16 protein-coding genes are annotated in these 21430 nt (G+C 62.1%); 7 read left to right on the top strand and 9 right to left on the bottom strand.

From position 1 onward, the window contains the following. Positions 1-46: 46 nt before the first annotated feature. From QZY01_RS21250 to tssI, 9 genes are all read right to left on the bottom strand, one after another. Entirely contained in the window at positions 47-1846 is a 1800-nt protein-coding gene (locus tag QZY01_RS21250) for a serine/threonine-protein kinase (protein ID WP_294541213.1), read from the bottom strand. Between the two features lie 3 nt (positions 1847-1849). Continuing rightward, on the bottom strand, positions 1850-2653 hold the full coding sequence (locus QZY01_RS21245) for a protein phosphatase 2C domain-containing protein (RefSeq protein WP_294541211.1): 804 nt from the start codon (positions 2651-2653) through the stop codon (positions 1850-1852). 1 nt (position 2654) lies between these two features. Beyond that, the gene (gene tagF, locus QZY01_RS21240) at positions 2655-3344 is read right to left on the bottom strand and encodes a type VI secretion system-associated protein TagF (RefSeq protein WP_294541209.1); all 690 of its coding nucleotides are present in this window, start codon (positions 3342-3344) and stop codon (positions 2655-2657) included. A gap of 1 nt (position 3345) precedes the next feature. Continuing rightward, a complete protein-coding gene (tssM, locus tag QZY01_RS21235; protein ID WP_294541207.1) occupies positions 3346-6888 on the bottom strand; it encodes a type VI secretion system membrane subunit TssM in 3543 nt (1180 codons plus the stop codon). Between the two features lie 121 nt (positions 6889-7009). Beyond that, positions 7010-8443: a type VI secretion system protein TssL, long form gene (tssL, locus tag QZY01_RS21230; RefSeq protein WP_294541205.1), complete on the bottom strand. Its 1434-nt coding sequence runs from the start codon at positions 8441-8443 to the stop codon at positions 7010-7012. After that, positions 8440-9777 (bottom strand): type VI secretion system baseplate subunit TssK, encoded by a 1338-nt coding sequence (gene tssK / locus QZY01_RS21225; RefSeq protein ID WP_294541203.1) that lies wholly within the window; start codon positions 9775-9777, stop codon positions 8440-8442. The genes tssL and tssK overlap by 4 nt, the downstream gene beginning before the upstream one ends. 27 nt (positions 9778-9804) lie before the next feature. Beyond that, a complete protein-coding gene (gene tagH / locus QZY01_RS21220) occupies positions 9805-11193 on the bottom strand; it encodes a type VI secretion system-associated FHA domain protein TagH (protein WP_294541201.1) in 1389 nt (462 codons plus the stop codon). Between the two features lie 34 nt (positions 11194-11227). After that, a complete protein-coding gene (locus QZY01_RS21215; RefSeq protein WP_294541199.1) occupies positions 11228-11785 on the bottom strand; it encodes a hypothetical protein in 558 nt (185 codons plus the stop codon). 4 nt (positions 11786-11789) lie between these two features. Next, complete coding sequence (gene tssI / locus QZY01_RS21210; protein WP_294541197.1) at positions 11790-13604, bottom strand: type VI secretion system tip protein TssI/VgrG; 1815 nt, start codon at positions 13602-13604, stop codon at positions 11790-11792. Positions 13605-13710: 106 nt separating this feature from the next. Here tssI and QZY01_RS21205 point away from each other — a divergent pair, with 106 nt between their 5' ends. The 7 genes from QZY01_RS21205 to tssG all read left to right on the top strand — a co-directional run bounded on the left by QZY01_RS21205 (position 13711) and on the right by tssG (position 21430). Next, positions 13711-15039: a type VI secretion system ImpA family N-terminal domain-containing protein gene (locus QZY01_RS21205; RefSeq protein ID WP_294541195.1), complete on the top strand. Its 1329-nt coding sequence runs from the start codon at positions 13711-13713 to the stop codon at positions 15037-15039. 112 nt (positions 15040-15151) lie between these two features. After that, positions 15152-15673: a type VI secretion system contractile sheath small subunit gene (tssB, locus tag QZY01_RS21200; protein ID WP_294541254.1), complete on the top strand. Its 522-nt coding sequence runs from the start codon at positions 15152-15154 to the stop codon at positions 15671-15673. Between the two features lie 20 nt (positions 15674-15693). Next, positions 15694-17196, top strand: coding sequence for a type VI secretion system contractile sheath large subunit (gene tssC, locus QZY01_RS21195; protein ID WP_294541193.1), 1503 nt, complete (start codon positions 15694-15696; stop codon positions 17194-17196). A 46-nt stretch (positions 17197-17242) separates the two neighbouring features. Next, entirely contained in the window at positions 17243-17728 is a 486-nt protein-coding gene (locus QZY01_RS21190; protein ID WP_294541191.1) for a type VI secretion system tube protein Hcp, read from the top strand. Between the two features lie 198 nt (positions 17729-17926). Further along, entirely contained in the window at positions 17927-18433 is a 507-nt protein-coding gene (gene tssE, locus QZY01_RS21185; RefSeq protein ID WP_294541189.1) for a type VI secretion system baseplate subunit TssE, read from the top strand. A gap of 4 nt (positions 18434-18437) precedes the next feature. Continuing rightward, on the top strand, positions 18438-20393 hold the full coding sequence (gene tssF / locus QZY01_RS21180) for a type VI secretion system baseplate subunit TssF (protein ID WP_294541187.1): 1956 nt from the start codon (positions 18438-18440) through the stop codon (positions 20391-20393). After that, complete coding sequence (gene tssG, locus QZY01_RS21175) at positions 20390-21430, top strand: type VI secretion system baseplate subunit TssG (RefSeq protein ID WP_294541185.1); 1041 nt, start codon at positions 20390-20392, stop codon at positions 21428-21430. The genes tssF and tssG overlap by 4 nt, the downstream gene beginning before the upstream one ends.

The following is a 21430-nucleotide window of genomic DNA, read 5'->3' as shown; positions in this document are numbered from 1 at the left end:
TCGCCAAAATCTACTCCATTCATTCCATCGCGGCCAGTCGCGCCGCCTATTCGATCAGAAAATAAACGGCGGAGGCGCTGACGCTGGAAAGACCCGTCAATTCTTGCGAAACGGCCTCAAAAAATGGACCGGCGTCGAGCGTGGCGCCCGGTTTCAATTCTGAAATCGGCGCGGAACTCGCCACCGCGATGAGCAGCATCGGGCGGGCTTGCGCTCCTGCTGCTTTCTGCAGCCGCATCGCAAAAGTGCGGCTCGAACCGCCGTCGCGCATTTGCGACGAGACATTGAACGTGCGCCCGTCGTCATCGACGAGGATCAGTTCGAGATGGGTTGAATCGCTTGCCACCGTTCCAGCGAGCACGTCGCCGCTGCGGATGGCGCCGGAGCGCAGTGTCAGCGCCGGTCCGTTGCCGGCGCTTGCGCCGACGCGGCCGAGAAAATCGACGGCGGGGCATTGCGCGCGCGAGACTTGATGGACGTTGATATCCGCCTCGATTTTATTGGCTTGCCTGAAGGCCTTGTCGAAGGCCTCGAAGGGCGCGGCGTCGACGCCGAATCCATCGACCGGCGCGCTTTCTTCGGTGACCTTGGCCGGCGACAGCAAAGCGCAGGCGCCGGGATCATATTGCGCGATGAAGCGGCGCGACTTTTCTTGCGCGCTCAAGGCCGCGTCTTGCGGGCGCGAGGGCGCCGGCTCCAGCTTTGGCGCGGGCGGGGGCGCCGGGGCCGGCTGTTCGAGCCGCCGGTCTTCGCCGGCGTCCTGCTTTGGGCCGGGACGCCCGGAAAGGAACACCCCAGCAAGCACGCCAACGACGGCGAGCGCCAGGGCCAGACCGCCCCACAGCGCCGCGGGCTGGCGTCTTGGCGCCGCCTGGTCGCCCGCCGCGCCGACCGCGCCCGGTTCGGACTTGAACGCGGCCGGCGGGCTGCGCGGACCCGACGGCGCCGGATCGGGCGGCGCCGCCGGCGCCGGCCGCAATCGGACGATCGTGCGCTCTTCGGCTGGAGGCGCCGGTTCGATCCGCCAATCGGCGACTTCGCGCATGGTCTGCGGACGCAAAGCCGGATCGGGATTGAGCATACGCGCGATCAGCGGCCTGAGTTGCGGATAGATCTCCTGCAAGTCCGGCAGTTTTCGTCGCTTTTCGATCACATCGACCTGCGAACCGCCCATGTCCAGCGGCTTGCCCCGGCAGGCGCAGGCGAGCACGAGACCGAGCGAATAAATATCCGAACGCGCGGTGACCTCGCCGTCGAACAGGCCGAGTTGTTCGGGGGAAACATAATTGAACTTGCCGGCGAAGCCGCTGCCGATCACCGTGGCGTCGCCCGGCTTGGTCGAACGCGCGATGCCGAAATCGATGATGCGCGCGGCGGCGAAATCCGCATTGCTGACGATGATATTATCTGGGGAAACGTCGCGGTGGACGATGCCGCGCAGATGCGCGGCGTGCAGGCCGGAGGCGATGCGCTCCTTCAGCGCCATGACTTCGGCCAAAGGCAGCGGACCGTTGCGCAAAATCTCGGACAGCGCCTCGCCCTCGACGAATTCCATCGCCAGATAGGGCCGCTGCAGCAGCGGATCGACCGAGAAAACGAAATAGCGGACGATGGCTTCGTGGTGAATGCTGTGGAGCGCCGAGGCCTCGCGGCGAAACAAGGCGAGCGCCGCATCGTCCTCCGCGAGATCGGTGCGGATCAGCTTGATCGCCACGACATCGCCGGTCTGGATCGCATGTCCACGATAGACCTCTCCCATCCCGCCCGTCGCCAGCGGCTCATCGATCTCGTAAATGCCGTTGAGCTGCGTCCCCTTGGGGATGGTGGATTTCGTTGCGAAGGACATGCCTCAATCCGACCCTGGCGGCGCTTCGCGTTGCGGCGGCGGCAAGCGACGGGTGCTGTCGGGACGATAGTGTGCAATCACCACCGTGACATTATCCTTGCCGCCGCGCGACAGCGCCAGCTCGATCAGATCGTGGCAAGCGCTTTCGGGTGGACGCCGCGCCGCGATTTTCAGGATTTCATCGTCGGCGACATGGCCAGTCAGGCCGTCGCTGCACAAGACGAACATGTCGCCCGATTCCAGTTCGCCCTCCTGGCGTTCCGTTTCAGGCGTCTCGAACACCCCGATGGCGCGAGTCAGCACATTGCGGCCGGGCCAGACTTTCGCCTCGGCGGGAGTCAGCACCCCTCGATCGACGAATTCCTGCAATTCACTGTGATCGCGCGACAATTGCCGAAGGACGCCCCGGCGGATCAGATAGACGCGGCTGTCGCCGCACCAGACACAGCTGAAACGGGTTTGAAAAACCAGAAGAACGGCGACCGTCGTTCCGACGATCACGCCGCCGTTGCTTTGCGCGAAAGCCCGGATGGCGTCATTGGCCTGCGCCAGTTTGTCTTCGCAGGATTTCACCAAGCCTGCGGCGCTCACCGGCGCGGCAACGGTCGCGAGCGTCCTGGCCACGGCCTGACTGGCGAAAGCGCCGGCTTCGTGCCCTCCCATGCCATCGGCCACAGCCCACAGGCCCACCTCGGGCAGCAAGACCAGATCGTCCTCGTTATGGTCGCGCACATGGCCGGCATGGGTGGCGCCGCCGGTTTGAAACACCGAGGCGAGGTCGCGTCCGCTGCCGATCTGATGATCCATTTCAGGGCGCTCCCGGCTCGAACCGTCCGGTCAGCATGGCGGTGAACACGGCTGGCGACGGCAGGCGCCGACAGGAAATCGCGCAGGGCGCGAAGCCCTCGCCGCCCGCCGTCCACCAGAAGGTCGAGGAGGAAGCGGCGCGCGCCGCATCCGCCGCGCGGGCGAGCGCGAAGGAATTTTCGAACGCCTGGCCCTCGACCGGGGTTTGGTCCGCGTCGCCATCGAGACGCGTCACGCGCCGGTTTTCCACGCGGCGGTTTTCGGCGGGCGATGCGACATTCTCAAAAGCGTGCAGGAGGTCGTCATGGTCCCGGCTTTCCAGCGTCGCCAACAGAAAATCCTCGACCTGTTCGAACCATGGCGATCGGGCGTCCGCTTCTGGTGGGGCCAGCGCCGCCTCTGTTCCCGCGACGGCGACATAGGTCAGCGGAAAATAGCGTCCGACGCCATCCATCGACGGCATGAAGGCGCCCAGAGCCGAAGCGCCGCAAATATCCGCGCCAAGCCAGAACCGCCAGATCGGCGCCGTCAGGAACGCATCGTTCCAGCCGTCGCGCAACGACTCGCGGCTCGCCGCCATGCTGGTTTGCAACCATTGCTCCCAGACGCTCAAAAACCGGCGCGGCGTCGCCACCGCGATAAAATCCCTTCGCGTCCGCACTTTACCGAACAAGGCAGGGCTGACCGGCATTTCATAATCCCGTTGGGCAGCGGAATTCCCGCAAGGCCGTCAATGTGAACGGATTGACGCTCGTGCCGACCGCAATCTGATATTGCAATTCCCGTCCGCCGACAATGAAGCTCGCCACCAGCCGATCGCCCCGCTGCGCCGCGCCGGCGGCGTCGAGCAGCCTGAACAGCGACCAGGCGCCGGTCTTTTCAAGCACCGCCGGGGCCTGGGCGGGCTGCGGCTGGGGCTGAAATTGGAGCCCCGTCGGCGCGGGCGCAGGATCGGCGCTCAAAATGACGGCGGTCCGCCCTCCGGCCGCCGCGCCCGGCCACAACAAGGCGCCCGGCGCGACCGACGTGCCCGCCTGCGTCACCACCGCCATGCCATTGACCTCGAACCGCGCGGTCACGCCGGCGCCGCTGAGGACCGGAGGAAACACCTGCATATTGATTGACGGCATATTGCCGCCGGTGGCGAAAAAAGCGTCCCTGATCTGCGCCGCCCGCTGAAACTGCATCAGCGTCGTACTTGACAAGCTTCGGGCGAAAGCGCTGTCGGCGCGCCAACTCCATGCACGTTTCGAGGTATCGGCATATTTGGCGAGGGATTGCTGGAAATACTTGTCCAGCACGCCATTCGGAGAAAATAGACGGCCAAAATCCGCCAGCGCGATTTCCGTTCGCGCGGAGCGGTCGAAGGGATAGCGTCCCGGGACCAGCTGCTGACAGACCCCTGTGACCTGATCGCCAAGGGAGCGGGTCAATTGCGCCAGTTCCGAATTATTGACGTCGGTTTCGAACGAGCCGGCGGCCCGGCTCATCATGCCGTTGAACGGCTCGGGCAGACGCGCGGCCTGCGATTTGAGGTTCTGCAATTGCGCCTGCAACTGGGCGTTGGCCTGAGCGGCCTGCGCCGGAACGCTGGTCGAAAGGATCAGATTATCCTTGATTTCGTTCAGCCGCCCGATCAACTGGTCGATGGGGCGCGAGGGCGGGGCGCCCTCCACCCATTCGTGCAACGGGCGGAACTGGCTTTCGATCTGCGAGCCCGGCGCCCCGATCTGCGGCTGGTTCAGCAAAATCGCGCCGGCCGGCGGTTCGCCGTCCTTCTTTTTCGCGCCGGGGCGCTCGCGCGTCAGCGCGGTCTCGTCGCGGATGGATTCCAGCAGCGCGCGCAGCGGCGAGGACGGCGCGGCGAGCGCCGACAAAGTCAGATAGCGCGGCTTGTCGGCGGTGAGCCGCCGTAATTGCAGCTTCGCCAGCGCCGCCTGCCAGGAGGCGATGAACTCCTGCGCATAAAGCTGGTAGATGTCGGCGCTCAGACTGTCATATTGCGACGCGACGGCGGATTGTTCGCCGATCTGGCCCAACACCCATTTTTCATTGCGGGCCAGATCCGCCACCGTTGCGAGTTGATCGAGCAGGCCCCGCTGGAATCCGTTATAGGTGAAGAAGCCGGGGATGCGGATCGTGGCCAGATCGCCGCCGTTTTTCGCCTCGAACACCCGATCGGAATCCAGCCCGCCCGCCGCCTTCGCGTTCCAGTCGGGAATTTGCAACATGCGCGCCTTCGATTTGAGCAGCTGATAGGCCCTCTGGCTGATGCTGAGTCGCGCCAAAGTGCGCTGGCCGTCTTCGAGAACACTGCCGGAGAGATCGACCAGCGGCGCCCGTCCGTCGTCGAGTTCGAGCATGGCGCGCAAATGTTCCTCCAGCGCCTGTCGGCCGGAAGCCTGTCCGGCGCCGGGATGCAGATTTTCCTCCCAGTCCTGCCGCATCCACGACACGATGAAATCATTGTCTGGCTTATGCAGACCGCCAAGCATCATATAGACCTTGAGCCCTTCGTAGACATAGCTGGGGTCATCGCGTTTGGCGTCGAGCGTTTCTTCGAGGCGATAGAGCAGCCTTGGCCGGTAAAGCCGCTCCAGTCCCATGTGATAGGCGTCAACGGCGCTAGATTGAAGACGCGCGCGCTGGCTCAGCCCAAATTTCTCGGCAAGCGGCGCGGCTTCCGCCGTCTGGGCATATCCGGCCGGCATGAACCGCAATTTGCGCAGCAAGGGTTCAACCTTCTGAAAGTCGCGATCCGCGACCAGATCTTCGCTGCGCAAGCCCCCGGCGGCGATTCTGTATTCATTGTCGGAATCGGCGACCGCTTGCGCCAGCGCCAGATTGCGCGAATAGGAAACCCACCAGGCGGCCAGCGCCCCGCCGGCCAGCGCCGCCACGAGGCCGATGGTCGCGGCCTTGACGATGAGCCGCCGGTAAACCGCCCGGACGTCGGTGGAAACCCACGCAGCCTCGCCAACAATCACCTTTTGCAGCAGGTGGGTCAGGAAGAAGCTCTTGCCGAGCCCCGAGAGCATCGAGCCGCGCACTTCCTGCGCGCCAAAATTGCGGACCAGCGACACGATGAGCTGGTCGATCGGCGTGCCCTCCTGCGTGCCGGAAGTGAAATAGAAGCCGCGCAAGGTCGCGTTGGCGTGATAGCGCGTCGGCTCGAAGATGGCGTCGACGAAATCCTGGATTTTTCGCTTCAGCGCAGCCATCTGCGCGGGAAAGCCGTAGAGCGCCACGCGGGGGCCCGGCGCCGGTTCTTCCTGCAGGCGATCGAGCATGCGTTCGTTGAGACGGGTGATCAGCGCATCGAATTCCTCGGGAATCTCACCGACGCAGTTCTTGGTCTTGTCCGCGGTCTGGAAAGTGGCGCCCCAGACCTGCCGGCGCCCCTCCTCGTCGAGGTCGGCGAAAAATTCGAGAAAGCCCGAGACCAGATCGGCCTTGGTGAACAGCGCGTAGACCGGAAAGGCCACCTTGAGTTCGTCATAGATTTCGACGAGCCGGGAACGTATGGCGCGCGCATGGGCGTCGATCTCGTCCTTCGACAGGGTCAAGAGATCCTGCAGGCTGATCGCGATCAGGACGCCGTTGATCGGTTGTTTCGGCCGGTTCTTCTTCAGAAGCTGGAGGAAGGATAGCCAGCTTTTCTTGTCCGCGCGGGCGTCCGAATCCTGGGTCGTGTAGCGGCCCGCCGTGTCGATCAGCACTGCTTCTTCGGTGAACCACCAATCGCAATAGCGCGTGCCGCCCGCGCCCGCCACGGCCTTGGGCGCGCCGCCGTCCCCGGCGAGGGGAAATTTGAGCCCGGAATTGACCAGCGCCGTCGTCTTGCCGGAGCCGGGGGGGCCGATGATGACATACCAGGGCAGATCGTAGAGAAAATCGGCCTTGCCGCCGCCCGCCGCTTTCAGCGTCGCCAGCGCGTCCGTGAGGCGCTCGTTCAGCGCCGCGGAATCGTCCGGGCTTTCGCCCTCGGTCATGCCCTCGGCCAGAGCCTCGGCGCTCTTGCGGCGCCTCCAGAGCGCGAAGCCGCCGAAGCCGGCGACCAGGGCCACCAGCAGGACGATGACGATTTCGCGGACCACTTCGTTTTCGAGCGGTCTGAAATTGCCGAAGGCAATATAGGGACCGGCAAGCCAGACCATGGCCGAAATCGAGCCCAATCCGACGGCGTAAAGCCCGATTCTGGCGATGTCGGACCCGACAGGCGAATTCTTGAACATTCCCCTCGTTCCCTCAAAGAGCGGAACGGCGCCTTGCGCCGCCGCCGAACTTTTCCGCAAGACATTATTTGAAACCCCAGGCCCGGGCGGTTTGGCGAAACCGGTCGGACCAAGGCAAAGCTCAATCGGTTCTCGTCACCAGGACCTCGACCCTTCGGTTCTTGGCCCGCCCTTCGGCGGTCGTATTCGGCGCGATCGGGCTGTCCGGCCCTTTGCCGTCGACCGTCAGCCGGTCCGGCTGCGTCAGTTGCGGCTGGACCAGCGCGGCGACCGCCTTGGCGCGTTCGATCGATAGTTGAAAATTGGACTGGAAGCGGTTTGCCGGGCTCAGCGCGACATTATCGGTATGGCCGACGATGCGCAGCGGTCCCGGCTCCTTTTCGATGATTTCGCCGATGCGCTTCGCCACCGGCAGAAACTGCGGCAGGACTTTCGCCTCGCCGGAATTGAACAGGATCAGGTTGCCGACCCTTATGGCGATCCAGGCCCCCGCCGGATCGACCGAAATGGCGCCGGCCTGGATCTCGGGCGCGAGAGCGGCGCGAATCCTTTGCAGCTGGGTCAATTGCGCGGGCGTCGGCTCCACCTTGGGCGGCGGCGCGGCGAGACGGCGCTGCAAGGCGATTTTCGTTTCCGGATGCAGCCCGGCGGTCTCGGCGGCGACCGCTTCGGTCCTGCCGATCAGTGACGCACGCATGAGGATGAAGCCGCCAAACGCCAGCAATGAAATGAGTCCGGCGATGGCCCAGGTCGGCGCGTGGAAGCGCGATGGCGCGAGCGCCAGCTTCTGCCCTTCCCAATGCGGCGACAGCGCGCCGGCGGCGCGAGAGCGGATTCGGCGCAAGGTTTCGTAGAGCGTGCGCTGGCGCGCCTGCAAATTCGCCGCTCCGCCGCCGCTGGCGCGGTACATGCCCTGGAAACCGAGAGCGAGGCAGGCGTGCTGCAATTCCAGCACATTGTAATTGCCCGCGGGATCGACCGACAGCCGATCCAGTTCCTCGAAGAAACGGACGCCGCCGATCCTTTCGCCGAAGAAGCGGCTCAACATCGAATATTGCGTCCAGACATGCCGGTCTTCCGTCGGAATGTTCTGAACGATGTCGTCGGCGGTGGCGCAGATCAGATATTTGGCGGTCTGGGCCTGTTCCGGCGGCACGCCATGCGCGCGAATATCCTTGTCGAAGAAATTCACCGCTTCCGCCACCTGCTCCATCAGGCTGGCGAACGACGCCCTCAGCGCGGCCACCCGGAGACGTCCGAGCAGCAGCAGCAGGGGCCCCGCCGAGCGCATGATCGGATTGGGATTGGGCGCGACCAATTCGTCGAAACGCAGATCCCGCGCCTGCGGCAGGGAAGACGCCGCCGGTCCGCCGGAACGCTGCGAGACGATCCAGTCGTCGGTTTCGCCGGATGGCGGCGGCGCGGCGGCGTTGAAGGAAGAAGGCGAAGCGGGAGGCGTCTGCGGTGGGGCCGCCGCCGGAAGGCGTCGTCCGGGGTTGGGCCGAAACACGGTGCGTTCATTATCGTCGGAGCCCGAGCCGTCCTTGCCGTTCATCTGGAATCCTCCAGAACGGCCCAGAGTTCGAGTTCGAGCTCAGGCCAATCGCCGGAAAAGTGCATGCCGATCGAGGCCGCCGTGCTGAATTCCTGCCAGAGCGGCGATTTCCGGTCCAGAAAAAAATAGACATGATCGGTGATCGCCCGGATCTGCGGCGGCGGCGTCGGCAGATGCACCAGCGGGACGCCCGGCAGATGGGCGTGAACGATCTCGTTCATCTTGGTGTTTGGCCCGAGCTTGAACAGATTGGGAAACTGGCGCTGAATTTCCGTGAGCGGCAGCCGCGCCGAGACCTCCAGCACGAAACTGGCGTTGCGGAACAAGGAGCGATCGCGGATCGGCGACACGAACGCATTGTCGGCGCGCTCGATGAGTTCCAGCCGGATGGCGCGCCGCCCAAGACGGGCCGAGAGAAAATCCTGCAAATCGCGCAAGACCGGCTCGAACGTGGCTTCGAGATTATTGTGATCGTAGTTGGGATAGCTGCGCGCCCGACGGTCGGTCGTGGTGAAAGTCGCCAGTTCTCCGGCAAGCGAAATCAGCGCCTCATAAAGTCTTTCCGGATGGACATAGGCCGAGCCGCGCAAATGCCGCAACCCCGGAATCGTCCGGTTGAGCAATTGCAGGACGAAATAATCGACGCTTTGCAGACCGCCGCCCGAGGTCGGATCGGCGGCGTAGCGGGACAGTTCCTCCAGCTTGTTCTCGACCCAGCCGGTAATGCGGTCGATCCAGCCGGAGACGACGCTATGCGCGCGGCAAACCAGAACCGGCGGCGCATATTTCTCGTCGAACACCAGCGCCTTGTCCTGGATTTCCAGAATGCGGGCGACGCCGAGATTGAAATAGCCGGGCTTGGGCGTGCGCCGCACTTCATAGGCGAGGCGCGGATAGGCGATGTCGATCTCGTGCTCGTCGCGCAGTTCGGACGTCGAATCGATGAAGGTTTCGCTGCCTTCGAGAAAACGCGAGGCGCTGTCGGAGACGCGATGATCGACTTCGCGGGTATTGGGCGCCGGCGCCGGAATGCACAGCCAGAGCATCTGGTTACCGGCATTCTCGGGAACGTCGATGGGTTCCGGCAGAGGACTGTCGCCGGGAATGTCGAACGGCGTTCCGTCCGGCATGATCCCCACCGCCCGGCGCAGCGCGAATTTGCTTTGTTGCGCGACGTCGCGGTCGATTTCCAACTCCGAAAATCCCCAGGGGTAAGGCGAAATGAAACGGGTGCGGCCATCGACCAGCCGCTCATGGTAGCGATCGTTCTGCTGAAAATGATGCGAGCGAAGGAACAGCCCCTCCCTCCAAATGACCTTGCTGTACCAGGACATCGCCCCCCCTTTGAACCTCCGGCGCGCTCACCGGTCGCCCGCGCGATCGTAAAAACTTCCAAACAGAAACATGAATCGTCCGATCACCCCTTCCGGCTGGCCTTTGGTCATGGCTTGCCATGCCACGACATAGGCGTCCCAGAGTTGCGCCTTGCGGGCCTTGAACAGTGACGTCGGTCCCTGCGGTTTCGGCGCCTCTTTCTCCAGGGTTGCCGGATCGAGCGACTCGACAAGAGTCCGGACCGCTTGCTGCATCGCCGAATAGGTCTGGATCTGGTGCCGCTTCAAATCGGCGAAGCCCGCGCCGACCGCCTTGGTCGCGTCGAGATAGCTGCGCGTCGGCGGACCGAACATGATGCGCAACGCATCCTCCGGACCAGGGGTGAATTTCAGCGGATTATTTTCCTGGGGCTGGATCAGGGTGTGTTCGGAACTGCGCGCCAGACGTTTGGCTTCGACCCGCGCGTGCAGAAGTTTCTGCATTTCGTCGGCCACGACGAGCGCGAACCGCCCCAGCAAGGCGCCGGTTTCTTCGGGGCTGCGATGCGCTAGAGCTTCGAGCGGAATACCCGCTGCGGCGGCAAAAGCGGCCAGCATGGCGTCGGGGGAATCGGTCGCGCGTTTTTGCGGAGCGCCGGTGTGCGATTCTGCGTCGATGGGCGGCCTTGCGGCGGCTGAATCGGGCGGCGGATCGGGCGGCGCTCCCCAGGGACTGTCCAACGGGGCGCCTGAAGGGGACCCGGAGCTTCGGTCCAGCGGGATATCGATCGCGTCATCCTCAAAACCCGCCCGCCGCCTTGGTTCGGGGGCGCGCGGCCCCTCCTTTTTCGGTTCAGGCTTTTTGACGACCGGCGCCCAGTCCATCGCGTCTTCGACCGGCAGGAACTGCGCGCTGTCCGAAAGACGCGGCGCGTCTACCGCGTGCGACAGGAAATCGCCATACACTGGAGTGGACTTGCCCTGCGGCCGCAATTCCCTCGGATCGATCGGCGGCGCAATATCTTCGCCGACATCCCACAGCGAATCGTAAGAAGCCGGGCGGTCGATTTTCGGCCGGCCCGAGTCGCGGTCGCGATCTGGCGGCGGCGGGCCGGGCTGGCCGGTGATCGCCACTGAAATCAGATATTCGCCGATCTGCAGCCGGTCGCCCTGTTTGAGCCGGTAAGGCGATTGAATCCGCGCCGAAGCCCCGTTGACGAAAGTGCCGTTGGTCGAAACATCCACGAGCAGATATTCGCCCGATTGATATTTTATTTCGCAATGCCTTCCGGAGATGAAGCGGTTCGGATCGGGCAAGCTCCAGTCGAGATGCTGGTCGCGCCCGATATCGGCGCTCCTTTGTCCTTCGAGCGTAAAGGACAAAGGCCCGCCATCCGGCAGGCTCGCGTGGTTCTCGATCTTCAATGTCAGCGCCATCGCGCCTTCCCGTTTAACCGATCGTCCGGTGGCCTCAGACGAACTGGGCGCCTTCTTTCAACGTCCGCAACGCCGTTTGGACCCATGAGGCCATGATAGCCTGTTTCCGGTCGCTGGCCAGTCTCGGCGCGGCGGAAAGCAGAGCCACACGCAAGGCTTGCGCGGTCGCCGCCGGCGACGGCGGCATGGGCGCGGCGCCCAAAGGCGCTATGCTGCCGCCGGACCAGCCGGCCGCCAGCGCCACCCACGCCCCCGACAGTTTGGCGCTGGTCTCCAACCCCCGCTCGAGCGCCGAGCGACGCCGCGACTCCTCCGGCTTCAGCGCCCATTCGCGCGCCAGCGTCAGACATGCGCGCTCCGTCGGCTTTGGATCGGTCAGATCGCGCAGCGCCAGACAGGTCCACCAGACGGCTTCGCGCCGCGGCAGCAGATAGGCGCAATAGACCAGCGCCGGCTCAAGACGCCCTTCGGACAGACAGCGCTGGATGTACAGGAGCGAGTCCTCGTCGCTGGTTTCCTCGCCGACTTCCGTCGCGGCGGTGGAAAAGGACGAGAACAGGTCCCGCACCGTGGCGAAGCGGACCCGGCTCATGGGCTCAGTTCCAATCGATTTTCGGTGCGGAAATCGCGACATGGCCGGAGGTGATCTTGATCTCGGTCGGCGTCATTTCGATCGAGCTCGCGCCGCAGGTCAGCTTGATCCCCATATCCGCGCTGGTCTTCAGATTGCCCGAGATCGTAACGGTCTGATCGCCGGCCTGCACCTCGATGGTCTGGTCGCCGGACTGGATCGTCACAGAATCGCTTCCCTGGACCAGCGTGGTTTTTCGCGAAGCCCCTTTGCCGCCCTGGAATTTCGAGCCGATTTCCCAAGTCTCCGAGTTCAATATTTTGACTTCATGGTCCTTTTGCGCCTGCATCCGGATCGTTTCGGAGTCTTTCTTGTCGTCGAACATGAATTCATTATATCCGCTATGTCCGAGCGAGGAGTCCGTTTTGACTCCCGACTGCGTCTTGCTTTCGGGCAGGTCATAGGGATGCTTGTTGTCGCCATTATAAACAGTTCCGACCACGAGCGGACGGTCGGGATCGCCTTCGAGAAATTCGACCACCGCCTCCATTCCGATGCGCGGGATGAACTGGCCGCCCCATTGCTTGCCCGCCCAGACCTGGGCGACGCGCACGCGGCAGGATTTCTTCTGCTTGCGGTCCCAGTGAAACAGCACCAGGATGCGACCGAATTCGTCGACGTCGATCTCCTCCCCGTCCTTTCCGACCACGCGCGCCGTTTGCGGACCGTGGATCACCGACCTCGGCGTCACCAGGGGCGAGCGATAGGGAATCGATGAATCGAGCAATTCATAGGCGCCGGAATAATCGTCCTCGCCCTCGCCCTTCGACCTGTAATGTTGCGCGACATAGGAATGGGACGCGCGCAGAACCAGATATTCGACATTTTCGGCGGCGGTCGGATGACGCTCCAGCTTCGTCAGCCCGCCGGGGAAGAGGCTGATGGCGTTTCCCGTCGCATGGCGGCGACGGTCCTGCGCCTGATCCGCGTCGAGACGCACCTTGGCGAAGGTTTCGCCATTGCTCTGCTCGATATAGGCCCCTGGATAGTCATAGATTTCCAGCTGGCCTTTATTATATTTCGACCCGGCCAACTTGTTGACGTCCAGGTTTTTGCCGGGCTTTTTGAAGTCATAGTCATTCAAATCATATTTGCCGGTCCGGAAACGCCGCTCCGCGGTCCAGCGACTGAAATTCTCCTGATCGCGACGCGTTTGCGCGGCGCCGAAAAAGGGCGTGGCCGCATGGCCGGGAACCGGTTTGTGCGACGATTTCGAATCGGCGAGCACCAGCAGGTGACGGTCTTGCGAATGTTCGAAAAAATAGTAAATCCCGTGCTTTTCCATCAATCGGCTGACAAAATTGAAGTCTGTCTCGCGATATTGGACGCAATATTCCTGGGTTGGAAAACCCGATGTCGTCGAGTCCCGAAAATCGGTGAAGCCGCGGTCGCGAAACACTTGCTTGATGATGTCGAGAGCGTCGAGGGCGTTCTCGTCGCGCCATATCCGGCAATCCGACGTGCGCGACAAAAGCCAGAGCCAAGGTCGCAAAACCATGCGATAAATGAAGAGATCCTCGGTGGAGCCGACCCATTGCGCTTCGACGAGAACGCCGTTGAAATGGCGGTCGGGACCGCTCTTGGTCTTGAGGGTCACGCAGCAATTGTGCCCAAGCGCGGAATCGAAGTCGATATTGTCCTGGCTGCTCACCGCCTCGACGCGATATTCGAAGAGCTCGCCTATTCCTTCCGAACCGTCGAAACGCGTCAGCGACAGCTTGTCCTTGCCGAGGGGACTGTTGAATTCGCCGGGCCGATTTTCCTGAAGCAGTTGTGACATGCTGTCCGCCGCGCAAAGGGCATATCCGCCACCGGGTTGACGATATAGGACCATTTGCCCATAGTCGAGCGCGTCGTAGAGCCTGTGTTCTTAAGCGTGAGTGACAATGACCCTTTCGCTATTCGACGAGCTCAGCCAGCCGATTTCGAGCGAAAGCGCATGCGGCCCCGATCTCGATCTCGAAGGCGACGCCGATTTCATGAATTTTCTCGCCCGCGCGGAAGGGATTCTGCCGGGGACGTTTTTCAAGCGCGACGCCGATGGCGAACGGGAGCGGCCCTTCGAACGCGGGGCGCTGAATTTTCAGGCGGAAATCGCCGCCGCCCGCCAGCTCTTGCAGCGCACAAGGGATATTCGCGTGCTGGTCGTGCTGGCGAAACTCGCCGCGCTCGATCGCAATCTGCCGGATCTGGTCGATAGCGTTGATACGCTGGCGCGGCTGCTCGATGCGCGCTGGGAAGAGATCAATCCGCGCGCCGAAGACGGCGATTTCTCTTTTCGTCTGGCGTCGCTGCAAGCGCTGGACGATATGACGCATATCTGCCTGCCGTTGCAGTTCACCCCGCTGATCCGGCACCCACGTTCCGGCGCCCTGACGTTTCGTCACAAACTTTTGTCCGAGGGGTTGGAGCCGCGCGACGGCGAGGAGGTTCCGGACGCCACGACCATCGATCGCGCTTTCATGGACATTGCTCTCGAAGATTTGATCGCCCAGCGCGACCGGCTCGCGCGGCTCGTCCAGGCCGCGGAAACCATCAAGACGGTAACGATCGATCGGCTCGGCCATCAACAGTCGATCCGGCTCGACTTGCTGCAACAGCTGAGCCAGCAGATCCTCGATTTCCTCGAAGACATTGTCGCGCGGCGCGACCCCGGCTCGGCGCTGCACGCGGACGAGACGTCGTCCACGACGCCTTCGGACGCCGAATCCGATTCGCTTCCCGCCGCGGCCGGGCCGGCCGACGCCATCGCCACGCTCGGCGCCGTCGCCGCCGCGCTGGCCGGAACGGCGCGTTATTTTGCGCGCTCGGAACCCTCGAGTCCCTCTCTTTTGCTGGTCAGACAGGCCGAGCAACTGGTGGGGAAGGATTTCGTCCAGGTCATGCGCATTCTCGTTCCCGATCATTTCGATCAGGCGATGATCGGCATCGGCAAGGGCCAGACCTTCGATCTGCCGATCCAGAGACTTTCGGAGCAGATCGGGGAGGAGGCATTGACCGCGGCGGATGACCCACCGGAAGCCCTCGACATCAGGGACCGCGCCTCCGCGAACGCCGCCTTGCTCAAGATCGAGGCTTATTATGCCCGGTGCGAGCCCTCCAGTCCGGTGCCGTTCCTGTGCGAACGCGCGCGAAAAATCTCGGCTATGGATTTTATGACACTATTGAAGGAACTACTTCCTTCAGGCGCGCTCAAAGCGCCTGACGGAACCTGAACGAAAACGTTTGCCGCGCATTGACGCCGAAGTAAAATGCGGCGATGCTCATGAAGAAATTCCGGTTCGGATCGTCCGAACCCGTGGAAGCGTTTCAGGAGGACTGTTCGCCATGAGCTCGGACAGCGGCCAGAATTTCATTCGGCGCAATCGCGTACCCCGTGTCCACATTGCCTACGACGATCCCTATGATGCCGAGCGGAAGATCGAACTTCCCTTCGTTATGGCGGTGATGGCCGATTTGTCGGGAGATTCTTCCGATGTCGCCAAGCCGGACGTCGGTGACCGGACCTTCCTCGATATCGACATGGACAATTTCGAACAGCGTATGGCGGCGATCGAACCAGGAACGAGTTTTCGCGTCGAGAACAAGCTTGGCGAAGCTGGCGAAAAGCTGTCGGTAAAGCTTAAATTCAAAAAAATGGAAGACTTTTCCCCTGCCTCGGTCGCGCGGCAAGTGCCCTCGCTCGCAAAATTGCTGGAAGCGCGGGAACAACTCGCCAATCTGATGCGCTATATGGATGGCAAGGCCGCTGCTGAAGATCAATTGAAAAAATTATTGAAAGATCCGTCGCTGATGGCCGCGCTTGGAGAAAAACTCGCCAAAGCTCCACCTGAAGGCAATGCCGAATAATGATTTGAGGGGGCCATGCAATGCCGACTGAAGCCAACCCGACAGCTCGGGACGCACAGGGTGAGACGCGCGAAATCGATGATTTTTCATCGCTTTTGAAACAAAGTTTTCGGCCAAGGACCGAGCGCGCGGCCACTGAAGTCGAGAATGCCGTCGCCACGCTGGTCAAACAGGCGCTGGCCGACGAATCGGTCGTCAAGGACGACGTGCTCGATACGATCGAGAGCATGATCGCCAAACTGGACGCGAAGCTGACGGAGCAGGTCAACGAGATCATCCACGCGCCGGAATTTCAGAAAATCGAAAGCGCCTGGCGCGGGCTGAACTATCTGGTCTTCAATTCCGAGACGGACGCCCAGCTCAAGATCAAGGTGATGAATGTCTCGAAGTCCGAGATCTATAAGAATCTCCGGCTTTATCCGGGCGCCCGCTGGGACCAGAGTCCGCTGTTCAAGCGGATTTACGAGTCCGAATTCGGGCAGCTCGGCGGGCATCCCTATGGCGCCATCGTATGCGACTATTATTTCAGCCATCAGCCCGCCGACGTGCAACTGATGCGCGACCTGTCCAAAATCGCCTCGGCGGCGCACGCGCCGCTGTTCGCGGCGGCGGACCCGATCCTGATGGGCATGGACAGCTGGAACGAGCTGATGAATCCGCGCGATTTGTCGAAACTGTTCGACACGCCGGATTATGCGGCCTGGAAAGGCGTGCGCGATCAGGCGGACTCTCGCTATCTTGGACTGTGCATGCCGCGCGTGCTGGCGCGCGTGCCTTACGGCGCCAAATCCGAGCCGGTCGAAGCTTTCGCCTTCGAGGAAGACACCGACGGCCACAAAGGCGAAAAATATGCGTGGATGAATGCCGCCTATTCGATGGCGGTCAATGTCAATCGCGCCTTCAAGGAATATGGCTGGTGTACGCGGATCCGTGGAGTCCAGTCGGGCGGTGAAGTAATCAATTTGCCGACCCATACCTTTCCGACCGACGACGGCGGCGTCGACCTGAAATGTCCGACGGAAATCGCCATCAGCGATCGCCGGGAACATGAACTGGCGAAGTCGGGACTGATCCCGATCATTCACCGCAAGAATACCGACAAGGCGGCGTTCATTGGCGCGCAGTCGGTCTACAAGCCGAAAGTCTACGAGGGCAAGAACGGCGTCGAGGCGACCGCCTCGGACAATCTTTCGGCCCGTATTCCCTATATGTTTGCGGTATCGCGTTTCGCTCATTACCTGAAATGCATGGTGCGCGACAAGGTCGGCGCGACGAAGGAAAAGGAAGGGTTGCGGATCTGGCTGCAGGAATGGATCATGCAATATGTCGATGGCGATCCGCTGCACTCCAGCGAGAGCACCAAGGCCAAATTGCCGCTGGCCGACGCGCGCGTCGAGGTGTTCGAAGACGAGACCAACCCCGGCTATTACAGCGCCCGATTCTACTTGCGGCCGCATTATCAGCTGGAAGCGATGGATATCGGGCTCAGCCTGGTTTCGCGGCTGCCCGGCGCGAAAATCTGAAATCGACGTTTCGCCGCCAGAGACATGAAGACATTGGGAGAGCGCCATGGCTGTTGACATCTTTATCAAAATCGATGGAATCGAAGGCGAGTCGCACGACGACAAGCACAAGAATGAAATCGACGTTCAGAGTTTCAGTTTTGGCTTGTCCCAGACTGGATCCTATAGTGCGGGTGGCGGCGGCGGCGTCGGAAAGGCCAGTTTTCAGGACGTCCACTTCACCAAACATTCGGACAAATCCTCGCCCAAGCTGTTTCTGGCGTCGGCGAGCGGCGAACATATCAAGAAGGCGGAAGTCACCTTTCGCAAGGCGGGCAAGGAGCAGCAGGAATATTTCAAGATCACGCTCAGCGATGTTCTTGTTTCCTCTTACCAGGTGTCCGATTCCCAGGGCGGAACGACGCTGCCGAGCGAGTCGGTCTCGCTCAATTTCGCCAAGATCGAATTCGACTATAAAGAGCAGAAGGCGGACGGCACCCTCGGCGGTTCGGTCAAGACCGGATGGGACGTCAAGGCAAACAAGAAGGTCTGAGGCGGGTTGCGGCGAACGGAAGGTGGACCGGCCATCCGCGCCGTTTCGATGTCTTGAGGTCCATGAAGTTCCGACAGGCGGTCGTCAACTTGGCCTGGATATCCGCTCCCGTCCTGGAGGCGACTGCAGTTTCAGCAAACAGGCTTGGGTTTCAAAATGTCGAACGCCGAGCGAAAGAACCGGCTGAGTCCGCCTCTGATGTTCGCTTTTCGAAGCGCGCACGAACAAAAGGATGCAAAACACGCTCTGGATTTACGCGACCAGGGCGGCGAGCGTGTGATCGCTTCGCGGCGCATTGCCGTACGCTTCGCCATTACCGAAATGGTGCTGCGCCGGGAAGTCAAACACGATCTCGAACAGCTGATGAACGCCATTGCCCTTGAATCGACGCAGGATCTCGGGCCTTTCCCCGCAGTCAAAGAGTCGATTTTGAACTATGGAATTCCCGACATGGCGCATCGCACCATCGACGAAGCCGGCGTCGCGGAAGTCACGCGCGAAATTGAATTCGCCCTGGCTCGTTATGAACCGCGCCTATTGCGAAACACCATCAAGGTTCATCGTGACGACAATGCCGATAAAACGGCGTTGAAACTGCGTTTCAGCGTTCAGGGCGATCTCATTTGCAACCCGATCAACGTGCCGGTCGAATTTGTCGCCGATGTCGAATATGACAGCGGCAAAATCACGCTCAGCCGGCTCTGACGCGATGGATCGCGAGTTTCTGGATCATTATAATCGCGAATTGCAATTGCTAAACGAGCACGCCAGGGAATTTGCCGAAGAATACCCCGGTATCGCCGAACGTCTCGGCGGACTTCTCGCGGAACGCACCGACCCGATGATAGCGGGACTGCTTGAAGGAGCGGCGTTTCTCGCCGCGCGCGTGCAACTGAAACTGAAGCACGAATTTCCAGAGTTCAGCAATAATCTGATCGAGCAGCTGGTTCCGCATTATCTCGCGCCGACGCCCTCCTGCGTGCTCATGCGCGTCGCGCCGCCTTTCGGCGATCCGACCCTGCGCAATGGACAGAAGATTCCGCGAAATTCCTATCTCGAGGCGAGCTACAAGGAGCTCGATCGTCAGATCGCCTGCCGGTTCCGGCTCACGGCGGAAATAGAGGTCTGGCCCTTCGATCTTCTTGCGGCGCAATATTTCCCGACGCCCAGTCCGCTCCAGGCGCTGGGTCTTTCCACCGGCCCCAATGTGCTCGCGGGACTGCGCCTGACCCTTGTTCACCGCACGGCGGCCAGGGAAGAGGCGCGCGAGACCGAAAGCGCGACGAAACCGGAGCATCAATTCGTCGGATGCAAGACCGAGGATCTCACTTTCCATCTGGTCGGTCCCGAAGCCGACGCCGTGGCGCTTTATGAACAAATCTTCGCCAATCGCGTCGGCGTGCATTTTCGCTACCTCGATACGTTCGGCGACCCGGTGATCGTTCCGGCCTTGCCGGAATGTGTCTCGCAGATCGGCTTCGACCGAGACGACCCATTGTTCCCGAATGACAACAGAATTTTTACGGGCTTCGATCTGTTGCGCGAGTATTTCGTATTTCCCCGAAAGTTCCTGGGATTCCGGCTGTCCGGTCTGCAAAAGCTGTTCGCCCGAATCCCTGCGCAAACGGTCGATATTCTCATCACCTTTGACGAGATCAACACGCGTCTGGCGGCGTCCGCCGACGTCAGCATGTTTGCGCTTTACGCCGCGCCGGCGATCAACCTGTTTGAAAAGACGCTCGACCGCATTCCGGTCAATCGAAGCCAGCATGAATACCATATCGTGCCGGACCGCAGCCGCACTCTCGACTACGAGCCGCACCGGCTCCTTGACGTCTTCGCGCATTATCGAGGCGAGCGGGACAAGCTCAAAGTCTATCCGCTTTATTCCGCCACGCAGGAAAGCTTCGGCCAGCCGGACCTCCACTTCACGCTGAGGCGTCTGCCGCGCCGACGATCGCAGCAGGAGCGCCGGTACGGCGCGGCGTCCAATTACACCGGAACGGACATGTTCGTCACGCTCGTCGAACCGGCGGGCTTGGAGGACGATCGCTCCGTCGCGGAACTGAGCCTGAGAGCACTTTGCTCCAATCGCCATCTCACCGAACATTTGCCGGTCGGCCAGGGCGGCGCGGATTTCCGACTGCTCGATCGCTCCGAACTGGCGCTGACCTGCGTCGCCGGGCCGACGCGGCCCCGCGAGCCGATCGTCGCGCAATTGCGCGGACGGGGCGAAACGGCGAGCGCCGGAGTCGTCACCTGGCGGCTGATCAACATGCTCAGCCTCAATCATCTCGGGCTCGTCGAACGCGGGGCCGGACGCAACGCCCATGCGCTGCGCGAATTGCTGGCGATGTTCGCCGACATCAGCGACAGCGCGACGGAACGCCGCATCCGAGGCGTCCAGAGCGTGGATTCGAAACCGATTGTGCGGCGGATGCGGCGCGCAGGCGGCGTGGGCGCCGCCCGGGGCCTCGAAATCATCGTGACCATCGACGAAAAGGCTTTCGAGGGAACCGGGGCCTTTCTGCTCGGGGCCGTGCTCGATCGTTTCTTCGGCGAATACGCCAGTCTCAATCATTTCACCCAAACGACCGTCCGCAGCCTCGATCGCGGCGAAATCGCGCGCTGGCCGGTTCGGGCGGGCTTGAGGAGGCTCGCATGACCTCGATTAGCGAGCTGGAAGAGGCGCCCTGGCGTTTCGATTTTTTCGATTCATTGCGGCGCATCGAGCGCCGGCCGGACGGCGCCGGGGCCGACGGGACTTCGATGGCCAAGCCGCGCATCGGCGACGCAAGCTCGCGCCGCGAAGAACTGGTTCTGCTCGGCCAGGATCCCTATTTCAACTTCCCGGCCTCCAATTTGAGCAAGCTCTCGAAGCGCCCCGACGGCCGGATCGAGATTCTGGTCAAGTTTCTGGGTCTGCTCGGCCCCCAGGGCGCGTTGCCGCTGGCGACGACCGAGGAGGCCCATTATTGGCTTTTGGCGCGCGACGACGCCTTCCCGCGCTTTCTGGACATAATCAACCACCGGTTTCTTCAGCTTTTCTTCCGGGCATGGGCGGATTCGCGACCTGCGGCCCAGCATGACCGGCCAGCGGAGGACCGCTTCCACGCCTATATAGGTTCGGCGGTCGGCATAGGATCGGCCCCCTTCCGCGATCTCGACAGCGTCCCCGACGGCGCCAAGCTCGGCTACGCCGGCCTGCTTGGCGCCAAGGCCAAATCGGCCTCGCGGCTTCGCGGCGCTATTCGTGGCCTGTTCGGGGTCGAAGTCGAGGTCGAGGAATTCGTCGGTTCGCGGCTGCAATTGGCGAGCGACGATTGCACGCGGCTCGGCGCGAATCTTTCCGCGCTCGGAGTCGACACCATGCTCGGGCGCACGTTTTACAGCGTCGAGGACAAGATTCGCATTCGCATCTACGCGCCCGACCTCATCGCATACAAGCGCTTCCTGCCGGAAGGCGACCGCTGCGAACCTCTGGTCGATCTTGTTTTCTTCTATTTGGGCGAGGAATTGGACTGGGACGTCGAACTGGCGATCCCGGCGACGAAGATACAGAATATTTGCCTTGGCAAATCGGGAGAACTCGGCTGGACCTCCTGGTTGTCGCCCGATCTGTCGGCGACGGGATATCGCTGCGACGCGCTTTTCCATCCGGCGGAGCGCATGCGGCGCAAGCGCGAAGCTGATGTCGATTAA

The sequence above is a fragment of the uncultured Rhodoblastus sp. genome (assembly GCF_903903185.1).
Taxonomy (GTDB): domain Bacteria; phylum Pseudomonadota; class Alphaproteobacteria; order Rhizobiales; family Beijerinckiaceae; genus Rhodoblastus.
This window is presented reverse-complemented; position numbering and strand designations above follow the sequence as displayed.

Bases quoted from the DNA above. Each gene is read 5' to 3' on its own strand.
- QZY01_RS21250 (WP_294541213.1), bottom strand. From the start codon at position 1,846: ATGTCCTTCGCAACGAAATCCACCATCCCCAAGGGGACGCAGCTCAAC.
- QZY01_RS21245 (WP_294541211.1), bottom strand. From the start codon at position 2,653: ATGGATCATCAGATCGGCAGCGGACGCGACCTCGCCTCGGTGTTTCAA.
- tagF (WP_294541209.1), bottom strand. From the start codon at position 3,344: ATGCCGGTCAGCCCTGCCTTGTTCGGTAAAGTGCGGACGCGAAGGGAT.
- tssM (WP_294541207.1), bottom strand. From the start codon at position 6,888: ATGTTCAAGAATTCGCCTGTCGGGTCCGACATCGCCAGAATCGGGCTT.
- tssL (WP_294541205.1), bottom strand. From the start codon at position 8,443: ATGAACGGCAAGGACGGCTCGGGCTCCGACGATAATGAACGCACCGTG.
- tssK (WP_294541203.1), bottom strand. From the start codon at position 9,777: ATGTCCTGGTACAGCAAGGTCATTTGGAGGGAGGGGCTGTTCCTTCGC.
- tagH (WP_294541201.1), bottom strand. From the start codon at position 11,193: ATGGCGCTGACATTGAAGATCGAGAACCACGCGAGCCTGCCGGATGGC.
- QZY01_RS21215 (WP_294541199.1), bottom strand. From the start codon at position 11,785: ATGAGCCGGGTCCGCTTCGCCACGGTGCGGGACCTGTTCTCGTCCTTT.
- tssI (WP_294541197.1), bottom strand. From the start codon at position 13,604: ATGTCACAACTGCTTCAGGAAAATCGGCCCGGCGAATTCAACAGTCCC.
- QZY01_RS21205 (WP_294541195.1), top strand. From the start codon at position 13,711: ATGACCCTTTCGCTATTCGACGAGCTCAGCCAGCCGATTTCGAGCGAA.
- tssB (WP_294541254.1), top strand. From the start codon at position 15,152: ATGAGCTCGGACAGCGGCCAGAATTTCATTCGGCGCAATCGCGTACCC.
- tssC (WP_294541193.1), top strand. From the start codon at position 15,694: ATGCCGACTGAAGCCAACCCGACAGCTCGGGACGCACAGGGTGAGACG.
- QZY01_RS21190 (WP_294541191.1), top strand. From the start codon at position 17,243: ATGGCTGTTGACATCTTTATCAAAATCGATGGAATCGAAGGCGAGTCG.
- tssE (WP_294541189.1), top strand. From the start codon at position 17,927: ATGTTCGCTTTTCGAAGCGCGCACGAACAAAAGGATGCAAAACACGCT.
- tssF (WP_294541187.1), top strand. From the start codon at position 18,438: ATGGATCGCGAGTTTCTGGATCATTATAATCGCGAATTGCAATTGCTA.
- tssG (WP_294541185.1), top strand. From the start codon at position 20,390: ATGACCTCGATTAGCGAGCTGGAAGAGGCGCCCTGGCGTTTCGATTTT.